16 protein-coding genes are annotated in these 18,473 nt (G+C 74.9%); 2 read left to right on the top strand and 14 right to left on the bottom strand.

The window, feature by feature from the left end; translation table 11 throughout:
• Positions 1-97: 97 nt before the first annotated feature.
• On the bottom strand, positions 98-1,528 hold the full coding sequence (gene ahcY / locus GNZ18_RS08345) for an adenosylhomocysteinase (protein ID WP_156215711.1): 1,431 nt from the start codon (positions 1,526-1,528) through the stop codon (positions 98-100).
• A 123-nt stretch (positions 1,529-1,651) separates the two neighbouring features.
• Between ahcY and GNZ18_RS08340 the strand changes: the two genes are divergently transcribed.
• Positions 1,652-2,017, top strand: coding sequence for a MerR family transcriptional regulator (locus GNZ18_RS08340; protein ID WP_156215710.1), 366 nt, complete (start codon positions 1,652-1,654; stop codon positions 2,015-2,017).
• Here GNZ18_RS08340 and GNZ18_RS08335 read toward each other — a convergent pair.
• The 10 genes from GNZ18_RS08335 to GNZ18_RS08290 all read right to left on the bottom strand — a co-directional run bounded on the left by GNZ18_RS08335 (position 2,014) and on the right by GNZ18_RS08290 (position 12,581).
• Positions 2,014-2,688 carry a response regulator gene (locus GNZ18_RS08335; RefSeq protein WP_214618402.1) on the bottom strand — a complete coding sequence of 225 codons (675 nt, stop codon included), beginning with the start codon at positions 2,686-2,688 and terminating at the stop codon, positions 2,014-2,016. The genes GNZ18_RS08340 and GNZ18_RS08335 overlap by 4 nt on opposite strands.
• 12 nt (positions 2,689-2,700) lie before the next feature.
• On the bottom strand, positions 2,701-4,239 hold the full coding sequence (locus tag GNZ18_RS43580; RefSeq protein ID WP_312874379.1) for a sensor histidine kinase: 1,539 nt from the start codon (positions 4,237-4,239) through the stop codon (positions 2,701-2,703).
• A gap of 371 nt (positions 4,240-4,610) precedes the next feature.
• Complete coding sequence (locus GNZ18_RS08325; protein WP_156215709.1) at positions 4,611-5,579, bottom strand: cation diffusion facilitator family transporter; 969 nt, start codon at positions 5,577-5,579, stop codon at positions 4,611-4,613.
• Positions 5,580-6,722 (bottom strand): SIS domain-containing protein, encoded by a 1,143-nt coding sequence (locus tag GNZ18_RS08320; protein WP_312874378.1) that lies wholly within the window; start codon positions 6,720-6,722, stop codon positions 5,580-5,582. It lies immediately after the preceding gene.
• Complete coding sequence (locus tag GNZ18_RS08315) at positions 6,719-6,901, bottom strand: Trm112 family protein (protein WP_156215708.1); 183 nt, start codon at positions 6,899-6,901, stop codon at positions 6,719-6,721. Before GNZ18_RS08315 ends, GNZ18_RS08320 begins: the two co-directional genes overlap by 4 nt.
• An 8-nt stretch (positions 6,902-6,909) precedes the next feature.
• Positions 6,910-8,265, bottom strand: a complete 1,356-nt coding sequence (locus GNZ18_RS08310; protein ID WP_214618399.1) for a phosphomannomutase/phosphoglucomutase — start codon at positions 8,263-8,265, stop codon at positions 6,910-6,912.
• A gap of 93 nt (positions 8,266-8,358) precedes the next feature.
• Complete coding sequence (locus tag GNZ18_RS08305) at positions 8,359-8,736, bottom strand: DUF3499 domain-containing protein (protein WP_214618398.1); 378 nt, start codon at positions 8,734-8,736, stop codon at positions 8,359-8,361.
• A gap of 139 nt (positions 8,737-8,875) precedes the next feature.
• Positions 8,876-9,601 (bottom strand): response regulator, encoded by a 726-nt coding sequence (locus GNZ18_RS08300; protein ID WP_312874377.1) that lies wholly within the window; start codon positions 9,599-9,601, stop codon positions 8,876-8,878.
• The gene (locus GNZ18_RS08295; protein ID WP_156215707.1) at positions 9,598-10,851 is read right to left on the bottom strand and encodes a sensor histidine kinase; all 1,254 of its coding nucleotides are present in this window, start codon (positions 10,849-10,851) and stop codon (positions 9,598-9,600) included. Before GNZ18_RS08295 ends, GNZ18_RS08300 begins: the two co-directional genes overlap by 4 nt.
• Positions 10,839-12,581, bottom strand: a complete 1,743-nt coding sequence (locus tag GNZ18_RS08290) for a substrate-binding and VWA domain-containing protein (RefSeq protein ID WP_173390691.1) — start codon at positions 12,579-12,581, stop codon at positions 10,839-10,841. The genes GNZ18_RS08295 and GNZ18_RS08290 overlap by 13 nt, the downstream gene beginning before the upstream one ends.
• A gap of 197 nt (positions 12,582-12,778) precedes the next feature.
• Here GNZ18_RS08290 and GNZ18_RS08285 point away from each other — a divergent pair, with 197 nt between their 5' ends.
• The gene (locus tag GNZ18_RS08285) at positions 12,779-13,222 is read left to right on the top strand and encodes a metallopeptidase family protein (protein ID WP_308166105.1); all 444 of its coding nucleotides are present in this window, start codon (positions 12,779-12,781) and stop codon (positions 13,220-13,222) included.
• A gap of 32 nt (positions 13,223-13,254) precedes the next feature.
• Here GNZ18_RS08285 and GNZ18_RS08280 read toward each other — a convergent pair whose 3' ends face one another.
• The 3 genes from GNZ18_RS08280 to GNZ18_RS08270 all read right to left on the bottom strand — a co-directional run bounded on the left by GNZ18_RS08280 (position 13,255) and on the right by GNZ18_RS08270 (position 18,427).
• Positions 13,255-14,700: a DUF5719 family protein gene (locus GNZ18_RS08280; RefSeq protein ID WP_246249581.1), complete on the bottom strand. Its 1,446-nt coding sequence runs from the start codon at positions 14,698-14,700 to the stop codon at positions 13,255-13,257.
• A gap of 5 nt (positions 14,701-14,705) precedes the next feature.
• Positions 14,706-17,960: a glycosyltransferase gene (locus GNZ18_RS08275; RefSeq protein WP_156215704.1), complete on the bottom strand. Its 3,255-nt coding sequence runs from the start codon at positions 17,958-17,960 to the stop codon at positions 14,706-14,708.
• 203 nt (positions 17,961-18,163) lie between these two features.
• Positions 18,164-18,427 (bottom strand): WhiB family transcriptional regulator, encoded by a 264-nt coding sequence (locus GNZ18_RS08270; protein WP_021594342.1) that lies wholly within the window; start codon positions 18,425-18,427, stop codon positions 18,164-18,166.
• Positions 18,428-18,473: the final 46 nt, after the last annotated feature.

The following is an 18,473-nucleotide window of genomic DNA, read 5'->3' as shown; positions in this document are numbered from 1 at the left end:
GCGAAGCGAGCCGCCAGGCGAGACGGAGCGATGCTAGCGATCGGCGCATTGCCCGTTGAAGGAAGGCGCTCTGCGCCTGACGCCGAGGGCGATGCGATCAGTACCGGTAGTGGTCGGGCTTGTAGGGGCCCTCCACGTGGACGCCGATGTAGGCGGCCTGCTCCTTGGTGAGTTCGGTGAGCTTGACGCCGAGGGCGTCGAGGTGCAGGCGGGCGACCTTCTCGTCGAGGTGCTTCGGCAGGACGTACACGCCGACCGGGTACTCCTCGGTCTTGGTGAACAGCTCGATCTGCGCGATGACCTGGTTGGTGAAGGAGTTGGACATGACGAAGGACGGGTGGCCCGTCGCGCAGCCGAGGTTCATCAGGCGGCCCTCGGCGAGGACGATGATGGAGTGGCCGTCGGGGAAGCGCCACTCGGCGACCTGCGGCTTGATCTCGATCTTCTCGATGCCGTCGGTCTTGGCGAGGCCGGCCATGTCGATCTCGTTGTCGAAGTGCCCGATGTTGGACACGATCGCCTGGTGCTTCATCCGGCCCATGTGCGCGGCCGTGATGATGTTGAAGTTGCCGGTGGTGGTGACGAAGATGTCGGCGATCTCGACGACGTCGTCGAGGGTGGTGACCTGGAAGCCGTCCATGGCGGCCTGGAGCGCGCAGATCGGGTCGATCTCGGTGACGATCACGCGGGCGCCCTGGCCCTTGAGGGCGTCGGCGCAGCCCTTGCCGACGTCGCCGTAGCCGCAGACGACGGCGACCTTGCCGCCGATGAGGACGTCGGTGGCGCGGTTGAGGCCGTCGATGACCGAGTGGCGGCAGCCGTACTTGTTGTCGAACTTCGACTTGGTGACCGAGTCGTTGACGTTGATGGCCGGGAAGGCGAGCGTGCCGGCCTTGGCCATCTCGTAGAGGCGGTGGACGCCGGTGGTGGTCTCCTCGGTGACGCCCTTGATCTCGGCGGCGGTGGCGGTCCAGCGGCCGGGCTTCTCGGCGATCGTGCGGCGGAGGGTCTCCAGGATGATGCCCCACTCCTCGGGGTCGTCCTCGGAGGCGGTCGGCACGGCGCCGGCCTTCTCGTACTCGGCGCCCTTGTGGACGAGCAGGGTCGCGTCGCCGCCGTCGTCCAGGATCATGTTGGGGCCGGAGCCGTCGGGCCAGCGCAGGGCCTGGTCGGTGCACCACCAGTACTCGTCGAGCGTCTCGCCCTTCCAGGCGAACACCGGGACGCCCTGCGGGTTCTCGGCGGTGCCCTCCTTGCCGACGACGATGGCCGCGGCGGCGTGGTCCTGGGTGGAGAAGATGTTGCAGGACACCCAGCGGACGTCGGCGCCGAGCTCCACGAGGGTCTCGATCAGCACGGCCGTCTGGATCGTCATGTGCAGGGAGCCCATGATCTTGGCGCCGCGCAGCGGCTGGGCGGTGGAGTACTCGTTGCGCACGGCCATCAGGCCGGGCATCTCGTGCTCGGCGAGCCGGATCTCCCGGCGCCCGAAGTCGGCCAGCGAAAGGTCGGCGACCTTGTAGTCCATGCTTACGTTGCTCCTTGGTCCGCGTGTGCCCGTGTTGGCGTCCGGCCGCGAGTCTATGGCGGGCGAAGCCGGTTCGGCATCGTCGGGGGCGACTTCCTGACACAAATTTGTCAGAATCGGCTCATGCGCATCACGGAGGCCGCCCGGCGGCTCGGTACCTCGCCCCGCATGCTCCGCTACCGGGAGACGCTCGGGCTGCTGCCCACGACCCGGGAGTCGGCGCTGCCGGGCGGGGGTGTCCGGCGCGCGAACGGGCACCGGCGGTTCGGGGACGCGGAGCTGCGCGCGGTGGCGCTCGCCCTGGCGCTGGAGAAGCGCTACGACATCGGCCCGGCGGAGCTGGCGTTCGGGCTGCGGGTGCTGGCCGAGCCGCAGGTGCAGGCGCACGTCCGCGAGCTGGGCGAGCGCATCGGACGGCTCTCGGCGCCGCCCACCCGCGCGCTCGACTTCGAGAAGGAGAAGGCGCTGCGCCTGCTCCGCCGCCGCTAGCCGGCGGCGGACTCGCCGGGGACGACCACCCCGGACTCGTAGGCGAGCATGACGGCCTGGGCGCGGTCGCGGAGGCCGAGCTTGGTGAACACGCGGGCCACGTGGGTCTTGACGGTGTGCTCGCTCACCACCAGCCGCTGCGCGATCTCGCCGTTGGACAGGCCGCCCGCGATGAGCACGAGGACCTCGCTCTCCCGGGCCGTCAGCGTGGACAGCTCCGAGGGCGCCTGCGGACGGCCGCGCCGCTGCTTGGTGAACTCGCGGATGAGCCGCCCGGTGACCTGCGGGGCGAGCAGCGAGTCGCCGCGCGCCACGATGTGCACGGCCGCGACCAGCTCCTCGGCGGTCGCGTCCTTCAGCAGGAAGCCGCTGGCGCCGACGGCGAGCGCCTCGTAGACGTACTCGTCGACGTCGAAGGTGGTCAGCACCAGGACCCGCACGTTCTCGGCGCCGGGCAGCGCGAGGATGCGGCGGGTGGCCTCGATGCCGTCCATGCCGGGCATGCGGATGTCCATGACGACCACGTCGGGGCGGCCCCGCTCGGCCAGCCGGACCGCCTCGCGCCCGTCGCCGGCCTCGCCGACGACGGTGATGTCGTCCTGGGAGGCGAGCAGCGCGGCGAACCCCGCCCGCACGATCGTCTGGTCGTCGACGATCATCACCTTGATCACCGCAGCCGGTCCCTACCCGCGCGCGCGTCGTCCCCCATCGGCCGACTCCTCCCTGTTGAGCGGAAGCTCGGCCTCCACCAGGAACCCGCCCTCGGTGGCGGGCCCGGCGGAGAACCGTCCGCCCAGCATGGTCGCACGTTCGCGCATGCCGACGAGGCCATGTCCGCCACCGGACTCGGGCGCGGGTCCGGAGATCGGCCCTGACGTGGTGTCGAACCGGGTCGGTCCCGCTGGATCATCGCCGGGCGTCCCGGCGATGCCGGGGGGCAGGACCATCGTCCGCGCGGACGCGCCGTCGTCGCGGACCCGGACGGCCAGCCGGTCCGGCAGGAACGTCAGGTCGACGTGGACGCCGGCGCCGGGCGCGTGGCGGCGCGCGTTCGTCAGCGCCTCCTGGACGATCCGGTACGCCGACAGCTCCACGGTCGTCGACAGCGTGCGCGGGTCGCCGTGCACGGCGAGGTCGACGGCGCCGCCCGCGCCGCGGTGCTGGTCGATCAGGTCGGGCAGCCGGTCCAGCCGGGGCTGCGGGGTGGTGACCGCGTCGGGCTCGGGCTTGGCGTCGGCGCGCAGCACGCTGAGCAGCCGCCGCATCTCCACCAGCGCCTCCCGCGCCGTCTTGGCGATCTCGGTGTAGCCGGCGCGCGCCTCGGGCGAGAGGTCCTGCATCGTGTAGGGGGCGGTCTCCGCCTGCACCGCGATCATGGAGACGGAGTGCGCGACGACGTCGTGCAGCTCGCGGGCGATGCTGGCGCGCTCGCGCATCACCGCCTGCTCCCGCTGGACGGCGATCAGCCGGGTGAGGGTCTCGTTGGTGCGCTCCTCGGCCTCGGCCTCGGTGCGCCCGGCGGTCTCCACGACGCGGCGCGCGTCGCCGAGGCCGATCGCGGCGAGCACGGCGACGATCGGCGCCGGCCAGGGCACGTCGTCCAGCGTCGAGGTCGCGACGTACACGACGGCGACGGTCGCGACCGAGCCCACCGCGAGGACGCCCGCCGACTGCCGGGGCAGCTGCCGGCCGAGCGCGAACAGCGTGTAGAGCGCGCCGAACGTCGTGGTGATCAGCAGTACCTGCCCGGTGAGCAGCCCGGCGGCGAACGCGCCGAGCGCCACCGCCGCGACCGGGCGCAGGTACTCGCGGCGCCAGACGAGCGGGAGTGTCGAGGCGACCGCGAACCCGCCCGCGAGGCTCAGCGGCGTGCCGGCGCTCGGCGCCAGCTCCGCCAGCGCGGCGATGGTGAGGGCGAGGCCGGTCAGCGGCGCGAAGTACCAGGAGCCGGTGATCTCGCCCCAGGCGTCGAGCCACCGGGGCAGCGGCGCGGTGGCCCCGCCGCCGGGCGCGGGGCGCGAGGCGCCCGTCAGGCGGCCGGTGAGGCGGGCCGCCGCCGGGCGCAGGAGCCTGCCGAGTCCGGTGAGGATCCACAGGAGGAGCTGCCCCACGCCCGCCACGATCCGGCCGGACAGCCGCCACGCGTGATGCGCGATGGCGGGGCCGAACCCCGCGGGATCGGGCGCCGGCCGGGCCTTGTCGGTGTGGTCGTCGCTGGTCACCCCTCCATACTGACCGCTGGGTGGAGGAGGTCACCTCACCATGCGGGGCTATGCGAGGAGGCGGGATCCCCCTGGAGGACGACCCGGTTTCCCTCCTTTTGGCGGACGCCCGAGGGACCAGCGCGAACGTAGTGTCTTAATCGTGACCGCGAAGGCGGCCGCACCGACGTAGGGGGTTCGGTGGGGCTGCCGCGGTCACACCAGAACCGCCCGGCTCAGGGGTCCGGGCGGGGAGCATGGGAAGCACCTCGCCGGACGGCCGTGGTACCGCCTCCCCGGAGGCACTCGCCGGTCTTGCCTGGGCTGGGGTCGACCGGCACGTCGTCGGCCGCCCGGCGAGGGATCCCGTGCGAACGTCCGCCGCGCCTCCGTCAGGAGGACGTGGGACTCTCCGACGAGGCGTTCCCCGTTGGGGCGGCGTTCTTGCGGTACGCCTCGTCGAGCGCGGGCTCCAGGTAGATGAGCTGCGCCTCCGGGATCAGCGACCGGACCTTCGCCTCGGCGGCGTCGATGCCGCGCGCGACCTCCGCCGCCGTGTCGTCGTGGTAGACGGCGATCTTCGCGGCGATCAGCAGCTCCTCGGGGCCGACGTACTCGGTCCGCATGTGGATGACGTGGTCGACCTCGTCGACCGACTCCAGCGCCGCGACGATCCGCTCCTGCTGCTCGGGGTCGGCGCCCTCGCCGATCAGCAGGCTCTTGGTCTCGATCGAAAGGATCGTCGCGACCACGGCGAGCAGCACGCCGATCGCGACGGTGCCCACACCGTCCCAGACCCCGTCGCCGGTGGCCACGGCCATCGACACGCCGGCCAGCGCGAGGACGAGGCCGACGAGCGCGGCGAGGTCCTCCAGTAGGACGACGGGCAGCTCGGGCGCCTTGGCGCGGCGGATGAACGCCCACCACGACTTGTCGCCGCGCAGCGCGTTCGACTCCTTGATCGCCGTGCGGAACGAGAAGCCCTCCAGCCCGATCGCGATGATCAGGACGGCGAACGCCCACGCCGGCGACTTCACCTCCTCGGGGTGGGACACCTTGTGGTACCCCTCGTACAGCGAGAACGCCGAGCCGACGGTGAACAGGACGACCGCCACGAGGAACGCGTAGAAGTAGCGTTCCCGTCCGTAGCCGAACGGATGCTTGGGGGTCCGGTCGCGCTCGGACCGCTTGCGGCCGAGCAGCAGCAGTGCCTGGTTCCCCGAGTCGGCGACCGAGTGGATCGACTCGGCGAGCATCGACGACGAACCCGTGAACACGAACGCGACGAACTTCGACGCGGCGATCCCGAGGTTGGCGGCCAGCGCGGCGATGATGGCCTTCGTTCCACCCTCAGCACTCATCTACGCAATCCTCGCTTTGAGCTCTTGAATGGCGGGCACCGGTGTGGGGTCGACGCCCAGGGCGATGGCCAAGTAAACCGTGACATAGTCCCCGAGCGCGATCAGCGACGCGATCCGCTCCAGCGGATGGGCGCCCTCGGCGCCCAGCTCGGTGACCGCGACGCCCCGGTCGCGCGCCATCGCGACCGACGCCTCGCGCCGCTTGCGCACCTGCGGATGCTCGTCGACGTCGCTCAGCATGACCAGGTGCAGGCCGTGCTCGGGATCGTCGGAGCGGTCGCGGAAGAAGTCCTCGGGGTCGAGCGAGCCGGGCTCGGGCGCGGACGCGGTGCGGGCGAAGAAGCCGTCGAAGGCCATCACCTGGTTGTGGTCGGCCTCGGGGATCTCGCCGAAGACCGCCGGGTACTTCGCGTTCTCGTTGAGCTGGCAGGTCAGCCGGTGGGCGGCGGCGCCCGCGAGCGCGGAGGAGCCCCACACCAGCGGCACGTCGCCCGCGAGGTCGAGCGCGACCCGCTTGGCGGGGTTGACGAACGGCTCGCTCGCCGGGCGGCAGCGGTGCGCGACGTCCTCCAGCAGGGTCGCGGTGGACTCCAGCACCGCGTCGGGGAGGTCGGTGAGGCCGAGCGAGCGGGCCGCGAGCAGCAGCGGGACCGTCAGCCCCCACAGCGTGGAGCGCGGCTGCCCCACCGAGCGGACGGGGACGAACAGCGCGCGGGTCTGCTCGGCCAGGTCGGCGAGCGGCGAGCCGCCCGCGCCGACGAACAGCAGGCGGCAGCCGCGCCGGGCGGCCTCGGCGGCGAGCGCGAGGGTCTCCTCGGTCTCGCCCGAGCACGACACGGCGATGACGAGGTCGGCGGCGCCCACCCAGCCGGGCAGCCGGTAGCCGCGCACGGTCGTCATCGGGACGGGGCAGCCGATGCCGCACACGGCGGCCAGCACGTCCCCGGAGATGCCCGAGCCGCCCATGCCGGCGACGACGATCGCGCGGGGGCGCCCGTCCTCGGCGAGGCCGTCGACGCCCGCCTCCGCCGCCGCGCGGCGCGCCTCCCGCACCTGCGCGGCCGAGGAGGCCACCTGCCGCAGCATGCCGCCGGGGTCGGCGGCCTCGATCTTTTCGGCCTCCTCCAGCCGGCCGGGGTTCACGGTGCGGGCGTCCGCGCCTCGTCGACGAGGAGGACGGGGATGTCGTCGCGGACCGGGTAGGCGTAGCCGCACGAGCCGGTGCACACCAGCTCGGCCGCGTCCTCGTCGGCGCGCAGGCCGCCGCCGCAGTTCGGGCAGGCGAGGATCTCCAGCAGCCAGGAGTCGATCTTCATGCTCATGTGCGGCGTCACTTCTCCCTCACGATGGCCAGCACCTCGTCGCGGATGGCCGTCACGGCCCGGTCGTCGGCCGCCTCGGCGTTCAGCCGGAGCAGCGGTTCGGTGTTGGACGGCCGCAGGTTGAACCACCACCCCTGCGACTCGTCCGCGACGGTGAGGCCGTCGAGTTCGTCAATGGTAACTCCCGGTCGCGCGGCGAACGCGGCGCGCACGCGGCCGGTGGCGGCCGCCTGGTCGGCGACCTCGCTGTTGATCTCGCCGGACGCGGCGTAGCGCGTGTACTCGCCGAGCAGCTCCGACAGCGGGGCGTCCTGCCCGCCGAGCGCGGCGAGGACGTGCAGCGCCGCGAGCATCCCCGAGTCGGCGAACCAGAAGTCGCGGAAGTAGAAGTGCGCCGAGTGCTCGCCGCCGAACACCGCGCCGGTCTCGGCCATCGTCTGCTTGATGAAGGAGTGGCCGACGCGCGTCCGCACCGGGGTGCCGCCGCTCTCGGCGACGATCTCGGGCACGGCCTTCGAGGTGATCAGGTTGTGCACGATCGAGGAGCCGGGGTGCTTGGCCAGCTCCCGGGTCGCGACCAGCGCGGTGATCGCGGACGGGGAGACGATCTCGCCGCGCTCGTCCACCGCGAAGCAGCGGTCGGCGTCGCCGTCGAAGGCGAGCCCGAGGTCGGCGCCGACCTCGCGGACCTTCGCCTGGAGGTCGCGGAGGTTCGCGGGCTCGATCGGGTTGGCCTCGTGGTTGGGGAAGGTGCCGTCCAGCTCGAAGTAGAGCGGCACGAGGTCGATCGGCAGGCCCGCGAACACCGACGGGACGGTGTGGCCGCCCATGCCGTTGCCCGCGTCCACGACCACCTTGAGCGGGCGGATCCCCGACAGGTCGACGAGGGTCTTGAGGTGGTCGGCGTAGCCCTGGAGGAGGTCGCGGCGCGTCACCGTCCCGGCGGGGCCGTCGTGGGCGGGCACGCCCTTCTCCACCAGTTCGCGGATCTCGGTGAGGCCGGTGTCGCGGCCGACCGGGCGCGCGCCGGAGCGGCACAGCTTCAGCCCGTTGTACTTCGCCGGGTTGTGGCTCGCGGTGAACATCGCGCCGGGCAGTTCGAGGCTGCCGCTGGCGTAGTAGAGGAGGTCGGTGGAGCCGAGCCCGGCCTCGACCACGTCCGCGCCCTGGGACGTCGCGCCGCGCGCGAACGCCTCGGCGAGCGGCACCGAGGAGGCCCGCATGTCGTGGGCGGTGACGACGGAGTCCGCCCCCGTCACGCGGACGAAGGCCGCGCCGATCGCCTCGGCGGTCTCGGCGTCCAGTTCGTCGGGTACGACGCCCCGGATGTCATACGCCTTGAAGATCTTGGCGAGGTCGCCCACTCCTGCTCCCTGTCCGAGTGTTGTCGCGAGGGGGATTTTCCCGAGCCTACCGGGAAAGGCGGGCGCCACCCGCCCCGCCTCCGGCTTGGGGGTTCACTCCTGCGGCTGCGTGCCCGCGGGCTCGGAGCGCAGCACCCGCAGGTGCCCGCGGCGGCCGACCTCGGTGCCCTGGCCGACGGGCTCCTGCCCGGGGCCCGGCGCGGGCCGCGCGGCCTCGCGGACGGCGTCGGCGAGGGCCTCCAGGTCGTCGGCGCTGGGCTCGCTCTCCTCCTCGACGGGGAGGCGCACCAGCTCCCACCCCATCGGGGCGGTGAGCCGCTCGGAATGCTCCGCGCACAGGTCGTAGCAGTGGGGCTCGGCGTACGTGGCGAGCGGCCCCAGGACCGCGGTGGAGTCACGGTAGACGTACGTGAGCGTGAAGACTGCTGGCGCCTTGCAGGCGGTGCGGGAGCAAGTGCGGACGGGGCTCACGATGGCCGACGGTACCTCCCCTCCGGCGCGTCCGCCACCACCCCGCCGCACGTGTCGCCGTTACCGGTCGATTTCCGGGGTAACAACTACATACCGTGAGCCCGCCGGGCCTCACCGTGCCGACCGGGGCGCCCGCCGGTCAGCGCGCGGTGCCGAGCCAGCGGGCCATCGCGGCGCCCCGGGTGCGGACGCCGAGCTTCGCGAAGATGCGGTTCACGTGGTTCTTGACCGTGTACTCGGACACGACGAGCCGCGCGGCGATCTCGCCGTTGGAGTGGCCCTGGGCGATCAGGTCCATCACCTCCGCCTCGCGCGGCGACAGCCCGCACGCGTCGGCGGGCGGAGCGGCGGGCAGGACGGCGGGCAGGGCGACAGGCGGAGCGGCGGGCGCGGGCGGGGTAGGCGGCGGGGCGGGCTGCGGCGGGGCCTCGCCGCGGCGCAGCGCCTCGACCACGGCCCGGGAGGCCGGGGGCGACAGGGGGCAGGCGCGGCCCGCGACGGTGTCGTGGACGGCGGTGAGCAGCTCGTCCACGTCGAACGCGCCGTGCACCAGGTAGCCGGCCGCGCCGTTGCGGATGGCCTGGCCGATCACGTCGGAGTCGGTGTCGTAGGACAGCATGAGCACCTTCGCCAGGGCGCTGAGCGGCCCGGCGGCGGTGACGCCGTCCACGCCGGGCATCCGCACGTCCAGCAGCACGATGTCGGGGCGCAGCCGCTCGGCCTGCTCCAGCGCGTGCGCGCCGTCGACGGCCTGGCCGACCACGTCGACGTCCCCGGCCTCCAGGAGCGTCGCGAGGCCCGCGCGGACCACCGGGTTGTCATCGACCACCAGCGCCCGCACGCGCGTTCCCACCGGGGCGGTCACGAGGCGCGCCGCTCGGTGCCCGAGACGTCCGGCGCGTCGCTCCAGTGGCCCGCTCCGGGGACGTGCGGGACGACGATCGTGACGGTCGTGCCGCCGCCGGGGTCGGAGCGCAGGGCGAGCCGCCCGCCGATCCTGCGGGCCCGCTCCGCCATGCCGACCAGCCCGTAGTGGCCCTCGCGGGCGAGCAGGTCGAGCCGTCCTCCGGCGGGCGGGGCGAACCCGGCGCCGTCGTCGCGGACGGTCAGGTGCAGCGCGTCGGCGGACGAGAGCAGCCGGATGTCCACCTGGCCCGCGCGGGCGTGGCGTTCCACGTTGGTCAGCGCCTCCTTCAGCACGGAGATGATCTCGTAGCGGACCGCGACCGGGATGTCGTCGGCGAACCAGCCCTGCGTCTCGACGCTGGACGGGACGGCGCTCGCGTGGCTCCACCCGGCGGCGACGTGCAGGACGGCGGAGGGCAGCGGCATCCCGTAGGCGTCCTCGCGCAGGTCGGCGATCAGCCCGCGGGCCTCGCGGGCGGCGACCTGGAGCGCGGCGAGGATGTCCTGGGCGTCGCGTTCGGCCCGGTCGGGGCTGTTGCGGATCCAGTGCGGCAGGGTCGCCACCGACATCGTGAGGCCCTGGAGCGTCTTGGCGAGCGAGTCGTGCATCTCGCGGGCGAGCCGGGTGCGCTCGTCGGCCGCGGCGACGGCGGCCTCGGCGCGGCGGCGGACGGCCTCGGACTCGGCGTACTGGTCGAACAGCGTCCGCAGCGCGACCCCGGCGCAGGCGGCGAGCGGGTAGAAGACGGGCAGCGCGATGAGCAGGCCCGGGGAGTGCCGGTCGGCGGGCGCGGCGGCGGCCATCGCGACGAACGACAGCGCGATCTGCGTGACGCAGACCAGCAGCACCGGGCCCCAGGTGTAAAGGACGCCCGCGATCGCGGCCGTCATCACCGTGAACAGGAAGAACGGCCCGAACACGCCGCCCTCGGCGAGGACGGCGAACACCAGCAGCGCGTCCAGGCAGCACAGCGGCGGCATCCGCTGGACGGCGGGCAGCACCCGGCGCCACGCCGCACTGGCGATCACGGTCTCCGCGCCCAGCACCACCAGCCCGAGGCCGAGGCGGGGGCCGGGGTCGTCGGCGAGCAGCACGACCGCCATCGCGAGCAGCAGGCCGCGCAGCAGGAGGAGCAGGCGGAACGTCACCGCGAGGCGGGTCCGCACCGACCGCTCGTCCGGCCGCGCGAGCGTGATCAGTCCGGACATCGCGGGTGATCGCAGACGCGGAGCTGGTCCGTGCGCAGGAAGAGCCGCATCACCGTTCCCGGGTTGTCGATCTTGTAGGTGCCGCCGTCGGTGACGGCCGCGACCCGGCGCAGCGCCGGGTCGGCGCCCGCCCCGAAGCCGAGGACCACGACGCTCACCGGCCGCCGCTCGTCGAAGGCGTCGCGCAGGCGTCGCACCGTCCGCTCGACCTCCTTCCGTTCCTCGCCGCGTGGGCCTCCAGCGGTGAGAACGAGCACGACGTTGAGTTCGTTGCTTCGGTAGTTGCGCTCCACTTCGGAATAGGCCGAGTCGATGGCGTCGAACAGGCCGGGTCGCCGACCGGAACGCGGGCGAACGCCCGCGATGGCCTCCTGGAGGCGGAGGCGCTGGTTGAGCGCGTCCGGCGTGCGGGCGCCCAGCTCCCGCATGGGCAGCACCTCGCGGTACGGGGCGGCCCTGGTGGAGCCGGAGAGCGTCCACAGCCCGAAGGACGAGTCGTCCGGGACGAGGGTGAAGCCGGTGGACAGCGCCTTCCGCATCGCGTCGAGCCGCGTCCCCTCGGACCGTCCCCGCTTGCGGCCGCCGCTCGGCGGCATGGGCGCGGTCGCCATCCCGGACGGGTCGACCAGGGCGAGGACGTTGAGCCCCTGACCGAGTTTGCGCCAGATCTCCTGGATCTCGGCCGCCGCGCCCGGACGCGCCACCGGCAGCGCGCGGGGCGCGTCGCGGCTCGTCCGCGTGCCGCCGATCGGTTCGGTGCCCGCCATGGGCGCGGCGTTGGCGGAGCCGCTCGCGGGCCCGGAGCCGCGCAGCCCGACCTGCCGCAGGTCCGCCACGGATGTCGCGGTGCGCAGCTCGGCGAGGAACCGCTCCGCGACGCGCTTGCGCCCCGCGTCGGCGGTGGTGACGACGAAGGGGAAGTCCAGGTAGGGCGTCCCCGCCGAGGGGTAGATGGTCGCGACGCGCCGCCCCGCGTCCTTGGCGGACCGGTTGTGCCGCCAGACGACCTGCTCGGAGACCGCGACGACCGAGGTGTCGCCGTCGTCGAACACCGCGTCCACGCCCTTGCCGTGGGGGAGGGTCTTGGCCGTCCTCAGCATGGTGGTGAACCTGTCCAGGGCGCCCCGGCCCGCGCCCGAGGACGCCTGGAGGGCGAGCAGAGCGGCCATGCCCGTGCCCGTCCGCGCGGGGTCGGGCAACTGGAGCCGGAACGCGGCGTCGGCGGACATCCCGCCCCCCTCCGGCAGGAACGCGCCCCACGAGCGGCGCTCCAGCTCCCGGTGGTGCCGGTTCGCCGGGACGTTGGGCATCGCGAACACGACCGGGGAGGACGCCACGGACGGGGCCCCTCCGGCGCGCGCCCGCCCGACGAGGTCGGGCCACAGCGAGGAGTCGGGGATCCACACGTCCGGCGTGCCGCGCCCGTCGCGGAAGACCCCGGCGATCTCCCCGGAGTCGGCGGCGGCGACCTTCACCGCCGCGCAGTCCCCGGCCTCCCGGCGGGCGGCGTTGAAGCGGTCGGCGGCCGCGAGCGCGGCGGGCGCGAGGGCCGGGTCGGCCGTGACCGAGAGCCACTGGCCGGGGCCGTCGCAGCCGGTGCCGCGCATCGCCAGCGCCCAGCCCCCGCCGCCGAGCACCAGCCCGGTGATCAGGGCGACGGCGGCGGCGACCGTGAGCCGGTCCCGGCTGCGCCGGGTGCGCGCCTGGGAGTCGGAGGACGGTGGAAGCACGGGTAGTCGGCCCTTCATGCACCCTCGGCCGCGCGGGCCCGGAGGCGACCGCGCCACGCCACTGTAACCACTCTTTTAACTACACAACCACATAAAGGCGTCCTTTTATGGGGGAGTTCCGGACCGGGATTTACGGGCCCGCGAACCTGTCCGTGACCGGAAGGGGCAGCCCGCGTCCGGCGGGGTAGTCTGGACGTGTGCGATCCCGTGTGTCAGGCGTGCGGCGCCGCGATCGGCACGGTCGCGGCCTCCGGGGCCCCCTCACGCCCCCGCAGGCCCCCGTCTCGCGCTCCCGCGCGGAGCGGTTCGAGGACGTCGTCGCCGACGAGGTGCGGCGCCTCGGCAGGCGCTGGGGCCGTGAGCTGGCCCGCGTCGAGTTCACGGTCGAGGAGGTCCCCGAGGTCGAGCCCTGGTTCGACGGGCCCGTGCCGCTCGGCCAGACCCTCGCCGGCCGGGGCCGCCCAGGCCGGGGCGGCGCGCCCGTCCGCATCGTCGTCTACCGGCGCCCGGTTGAGGCCCGCGCGAGCGGTGAGCAGGAGCTCGGACGGCTGGTCCGCGACCTGCTCGTCGAGGAGATCGCCGACCTGCTGGGGCTGTCCCCCGAATCCGTGGACCCGAGCTACGACTCCCCCGACGACTGACTCCGGCTGAAGACCCCGGCCGAAGACCCCGGCTAGGGGATCAGCGCGCCCTGGGTGTCGGCCGCCCTCGGCAGCCACCGCGTGGTGGACGCCGGGACCACCGGCAGCACCGTGAACAGGAACTCCTCGCCCTTGCCCGTGGACATCATCCGCGCGGCGTAGACCGGCGCCGAGCCCGGCTTGATCGTGATCAGTGCCCCGAAGCCGCCGTCGCCGCCGGGCGGGGGCGCGAGCGTCGTCTCGACCGTCCGCCCGGCGGGGACCCCGATCTCCCGCGACGGCCCCGGCCCCTGCCCGCCGACGGTCGTGACCTGGACGGACGAGGCGCCCGACGGCGCCGTCAGCGTCAGCACCGAGTCGAAGCGGTTGTCGGCGACGACGCCCGTGGTCAGCCGGTCCGGGCCGTCGGGCGTGCCGAGCGGCGCGGTCGCGGCGCCGTAGCCGACGTCACCGCCGCGCGTCGCCGCGAACCCCGCGATGACCGGGCGGTCGGCGACCACCCGCACGGCCGCCGGCCTGCCCGACAGCCCGAGGTCGACGGGCGTCACGGTGCCGGCGGGGGCCTCGACGACGTCCTGGCCGCGCGGCGTGAACTCGCCGTCGGGGGTGACCACGCGGACCCTGACCCGCGCGTCGGCGTCGCCGGGCACCGCGACCACCAGCCGCCGCTCCCCCGACCCGCCCGGCACCCCCGGGACGACCTGCGCGGCGGACGGCGCGGGCGACGGCGGCACCCACTCGATGCCCTTCTTCTCGCCGATCCGGGCGCGCAGCGACGCGGCGACCCGCCCGCCGGTGGTGTGGACGTGCAGTGCCAGGTCGTGCGCGGTCTTGACGATGTCGCCGAGCCCCTCGGGCGACCCGCCGATCGGCACGACCGCGGTCGTGTAGGGGGCGATGGAGGTGGCGCGGCCGTCGGTGGTGTCCAGCGGGCCCGCCTCCGACAGCGCCCTGAGGTCGACCGACGCGGGCTGGGAGTCGACGTTGGTCAGGTAGAGGTCGAGCGCGTCGGCGTCGGCGGGCCCCGGGCCGAGGAACCACAGGTCGGTGCCGGGCGTGGCGCAGCGCGTTCCGGCGAGGCCGCGGTCGGGCCCGCCGCCCCAGTGCGTGGTCTGCTCGGCCTCCAGCCCCGCCGCGATGCCGCCGCTCGCCCGGACGGTGTAGGAGTCCTCACCGTCGCCGGTGTCCTTCGTCCAGCTCTGGCCCGCCGCCGTCAGCGACGCGAGCGGAGCGCCGCCGCGCGTCGGGGAGGTGTCGATCCGCCCGCCGGAGGGGCCGCCCTTCGCCGACTGGACGCTCAGCCGCCCGCCCTCGTGCCCCGGGCAGACCGCGACGGCCGAGGTGATCGGCGCGCGGACGCCCCCCGCGTCCGCGCCGCCCGCCGAGGGGCGCGACAGCGCCGCGGCGCCGTACAGGGCCGCGACCGCGACGAGGACGAGCGCGGCCGTGGCGTAGCGGAACCTGAGGACGCGGAGCATGGTTCTCACGGGCTGCGCTCCTCGGCCAGGGCGTCGCCGCCGTCGGCGCTCTCGCGCGGCTCGGGCAGGGTCAGCGTCTCGGGCGCCTTCGGCGCGGGAGGCGGGGACGCGCGGCGGCCGCGTCCGGAGCGGCGGCCGCGGCGGGCGCGGCGGTCACGGGCGCGTTCACCGGACGGCAGGAGCGTGCCAGGTTGCGCGCCCGGCAGCGCCAGCACGGCGACGAGGAGCACCGCGACGCCCTGGACGGCGACCCACGTGTGCCGCAGCGTCATCCCGCGCGTCAACGCGAAGTCGCCCCCGGCGGCGGGGACGTCGTAGCCCTGGGCCCAGCCGTCCACGGTCCTCGGCTTGAGCTCGCGGCCGTCGAGCGTGGCGTGCCAGCCGCCGTCCGCCGGTTCGGCCAGCAGCAGCGTGCGGCTCCCGCCGCCGGGCGGGACGCGGACGCGCGCGTCGGTCCGGCCCGCCGGGAGCGGCGTGGTGGACGCGCCGTCCAGCAGCATGAGGCGCGCGGTGTTCGCCTGGAGCCGCCACACCCCGAACGTGCCGGTCCGGCTGAGGCGGGAGAGCTCGGGCGCCGCGTCCAGGACCTTGGTGACCTGGTCGGACGCGGGACGCGGCACCAGCACGTACTGGATGCCCATCCGGGTCAGCGCGGGCCCTTCGTCGCCCTCGCGGCCCCCGGCGAGCCCGGAGACCAGATCGTCCAGCCGCCGCTCGGCCGCGCCCCCGGTGGGCGTCTCGGCCTCCCCGAGCATGGGCCGCGCGCCGCGCAGGACGGTGTAGGACACGCGCCCCGAGCCGTCGCCGCGCAGGACCAGCGTGCGCGGCCCGCCCGGAGCCCGCACGAACGCCGGTACGGCGTCCGGATCGGTCCGGCCGAGGGGGTCGCCCGCGCCGCCGGTGATCCACAGCGCCGCGGCCAGCACGGGCGCGGTCAGCGCGGCGGTCGCCACGACCGCGCCGCCCGCCTGGTAGATCAGGTGGGTGCCCGCGAGCGCCTCGGTGGCGCGCTGGACGGCGGCGGTCGCGGCCAGCAGCACCCCGGCGCCCGCGAAGACCAGCGCGACGCCCGGCCAGGCGGGCCCGGCGTCGGTGCCCTTGGTGACGGTGCCGGCGCTCGTCACGATCGCGACGAGCAGCCCGAACAGGGCCAGCAGCCATCCCGCGAGGACGGCGCTGCGCCGCGCCCGCAGCGGCAGCGCGCACACCGCGACCGCCAGCAGCCCGGCCAGCGCCCACCGCGCGGACGTGCCGGGCCCGCCGGGACTCAGCGCGAGCAGGTCGCCCGCCCCGGCGGGGGCGCCGGGCCGGTGCAGGCCCGCCTCCAGCAGGAACCGGGACGGATGCAGCAGCAGGCCGACCGTCCACGGGCCGAGCAGCAGCGGCGGGACGCCGAGCGCGATGGCGAGGTTGCGGCGGCCGACCCGGCCGGGCCGGTCGAACAGCGCCCACAGCAGGCCGCCGCCCGCGAGCGCCAGCGGCCACACCAGCGGGACGAACGCCGTCGCGACCGCGAGCAGCAGCGCGACCGCCCACGCGGCGCGGCCCGCGCGCTTGCGGCGCGTCCGGGGGTCGGGGGCGGGCCGCGGCAGCCCGTACATCCGCGCGACCCGCACGGCGATCAGCGGCAGCAGCACGAGCACGACGGCGGTGCCGAGCCGCCCGCCCGCGACGGCGCCGGTCGCGGCGGGCAGCAGCGCGTACACGGCGGCGAACCACACCCGGACGGCCGAGACGGGGATCCGGCGGCGGTTCGCCCGCGCGCGCCGTCCGGTGACGGGCGGCGCCGAGATCAGCACGCGGGACGCGCGGTAGGCGGTCAGCCCGGCGAGCGGCACGCTGCCGAGCAGCAGCAGCGACACGGCCAGCCACGGCTTGCCGAACAGCACCGTCGAGAGCACCGCGAGGACGCCCACGTACGGCGGGCTCCCCGCGTCACCGCCGAGGCCGGTGGGGTGCCAGCCGGAGACGTACTGCGTCCACAGGTCGCTCGCGCCGCTCCACGCCGGGACGAGCGCGCCGCCGCCGAGCCGCGCGCCCGCCGTGAGCAGCGAGCGCTCGGCCGCGACCGTGACGGCGGTGAGCGCGAGGACGAGCGCCACCCCCGGCCGGGCGACGAGCCGCCGGACCAGGCCGGGCTCGTCGGGCGCGAGGTCGTCGTCACGTTCCTCCCGGCCGCGTTCGTGCGCCGCGAGGAACTCCGACACGGCCTCGACCGCGCGGCGCGCCACGACCCAGCGCGGCTGGAACCGGCGGACGCTGCGGTACACGCGTTTGCGCCCCTCGGCCCGCGCGGCGCGGGCCCGTCGCAGCCGTCCGGGGGCGCGCAGCACGTCGGCGAGCGCGCCGAGCTCCTGGCGCGCCGCGTCCGGCCGCTTGGTCACCAGCAGCGCGAGCGCGTGCAGCAGCGACGCCCACACGTTGCGGACCAGGCCCCGCGCCATCGGGCCGAACGGCCGGTTCGCCAGCAGCGTGCGCATCGCGTTGCGGCGGTCGAGGCGGGCCGGCGCCGTGGCCGTCATGCCGACCTCGCGGACGCCGCGCCGGGACGCCTCCGCGTGGTACACGACGGCGTCGGTGGCGACGACGACGCGGTGCCCCGCCGCGTGGACGCGCCAGCAGAAGTCGACGTCGTCGCGGAACATGCCGTAGTCGAGGTCGAACCCGCCGAGCCGGTTCCACACGTCGCGGCGCACGAGCATCCCGGCGCTGCCGACCGCGAGGACGTCCCGGACGCCGTCGTGCTGGCCCTGGTCGAACTCGTGCCCGTCGATGCCGGTGGCGCGGCGTCCGGCGGCGTCCATCGCGACGCCGACCTCGCGCAGGACGCGCCGGTCGTGGAAGTCGCGGACCTTCGGCCCGAGCACCGCGATGCCGGGATCGGAGTCGGCCGTCCGCAGCAGGCGCGCGAGGGCGTCGTGCGCGGGCGCGGAGTCGTCGTGCAGCAGCCACACCCACTCGGTGCGGGGCGAGCCGGGTTCGTCGTCGGGGACGGGCGCGGACGCGGCGTCCTGGCGCAGCGCCTCGGCGACCGCCTCGCCGTAGCCGGTGGTGCGGGGCAGGGCGAGGACCCGGCCCGCGCCGATCACCTCGGCGAGCACGGCGGGGCCGCGGTCGCGGCTCCCGGTGTCCACCGTGAGCAGGCGCTGCACCGGCCGCGCCTGGGTCAGCAGCGCCTTGAGCGTCTCGGGCAGCCAGCGCGCGCCGTCGTGGGCGACGAGGACCGCCGTGACGACGTGGCGATCGGGTGTGGGCGACAACGGTCCGCGCGATCTGTGGGACGACAATCAGCAGCCGTGCCGGCCCGGGGGCCGACACGGCTGACAACTGTACGCGTGGTCGCGTGAGCACGCTCCGGATCCCCCGAGATCGGGAAAAAGCGGGCTCTCTTCCGGCCGGGTCCTCGCGCCGGGCGCACCGCTCCCCTTCGGTGCCACCGGCCCGCCACCCTGCCCGGACGCGCTCAGACGGCCTGGCGCTTCAGCTTCCGGCGTTCGCGTTCGGAGAGCCCTCCCCAAATCCCGAAGCGTTCATCGTGCTGCAGCGCGTACTCCAAGCACTCCGTTCGCACCTCGCATGCCCGGCACACCTTCTTGGCCTCGCGAGTGGAGCCGCCCTTCTCCGGAAAAAACGCCTCCGGGTCCGTCTGCGCGCACAGGGCGCGCTCCTGCCAGCCCAACTCTTCACCGTCTGTGCCGTGCGCCAGCGGTATGACTACCTCGCTCACAGCGCACCTCCCTGCCCGTGGAGCCCCCTGGTCAACGCCCTCCCCT

This window comes from Actinomadura litoris (assembly GCF_009733595.1).
Lineage (GTDB): Bacteria > Actinomycetota > Actinomycetes > Streptosporangiales > Streptosporangiaceae > Spirillospora > Spirillospora litoris.
Note: the sequence above shows the minus strand (reverse complement) of the source record. Positions and strands in the feature narration are given on the sequence as shown.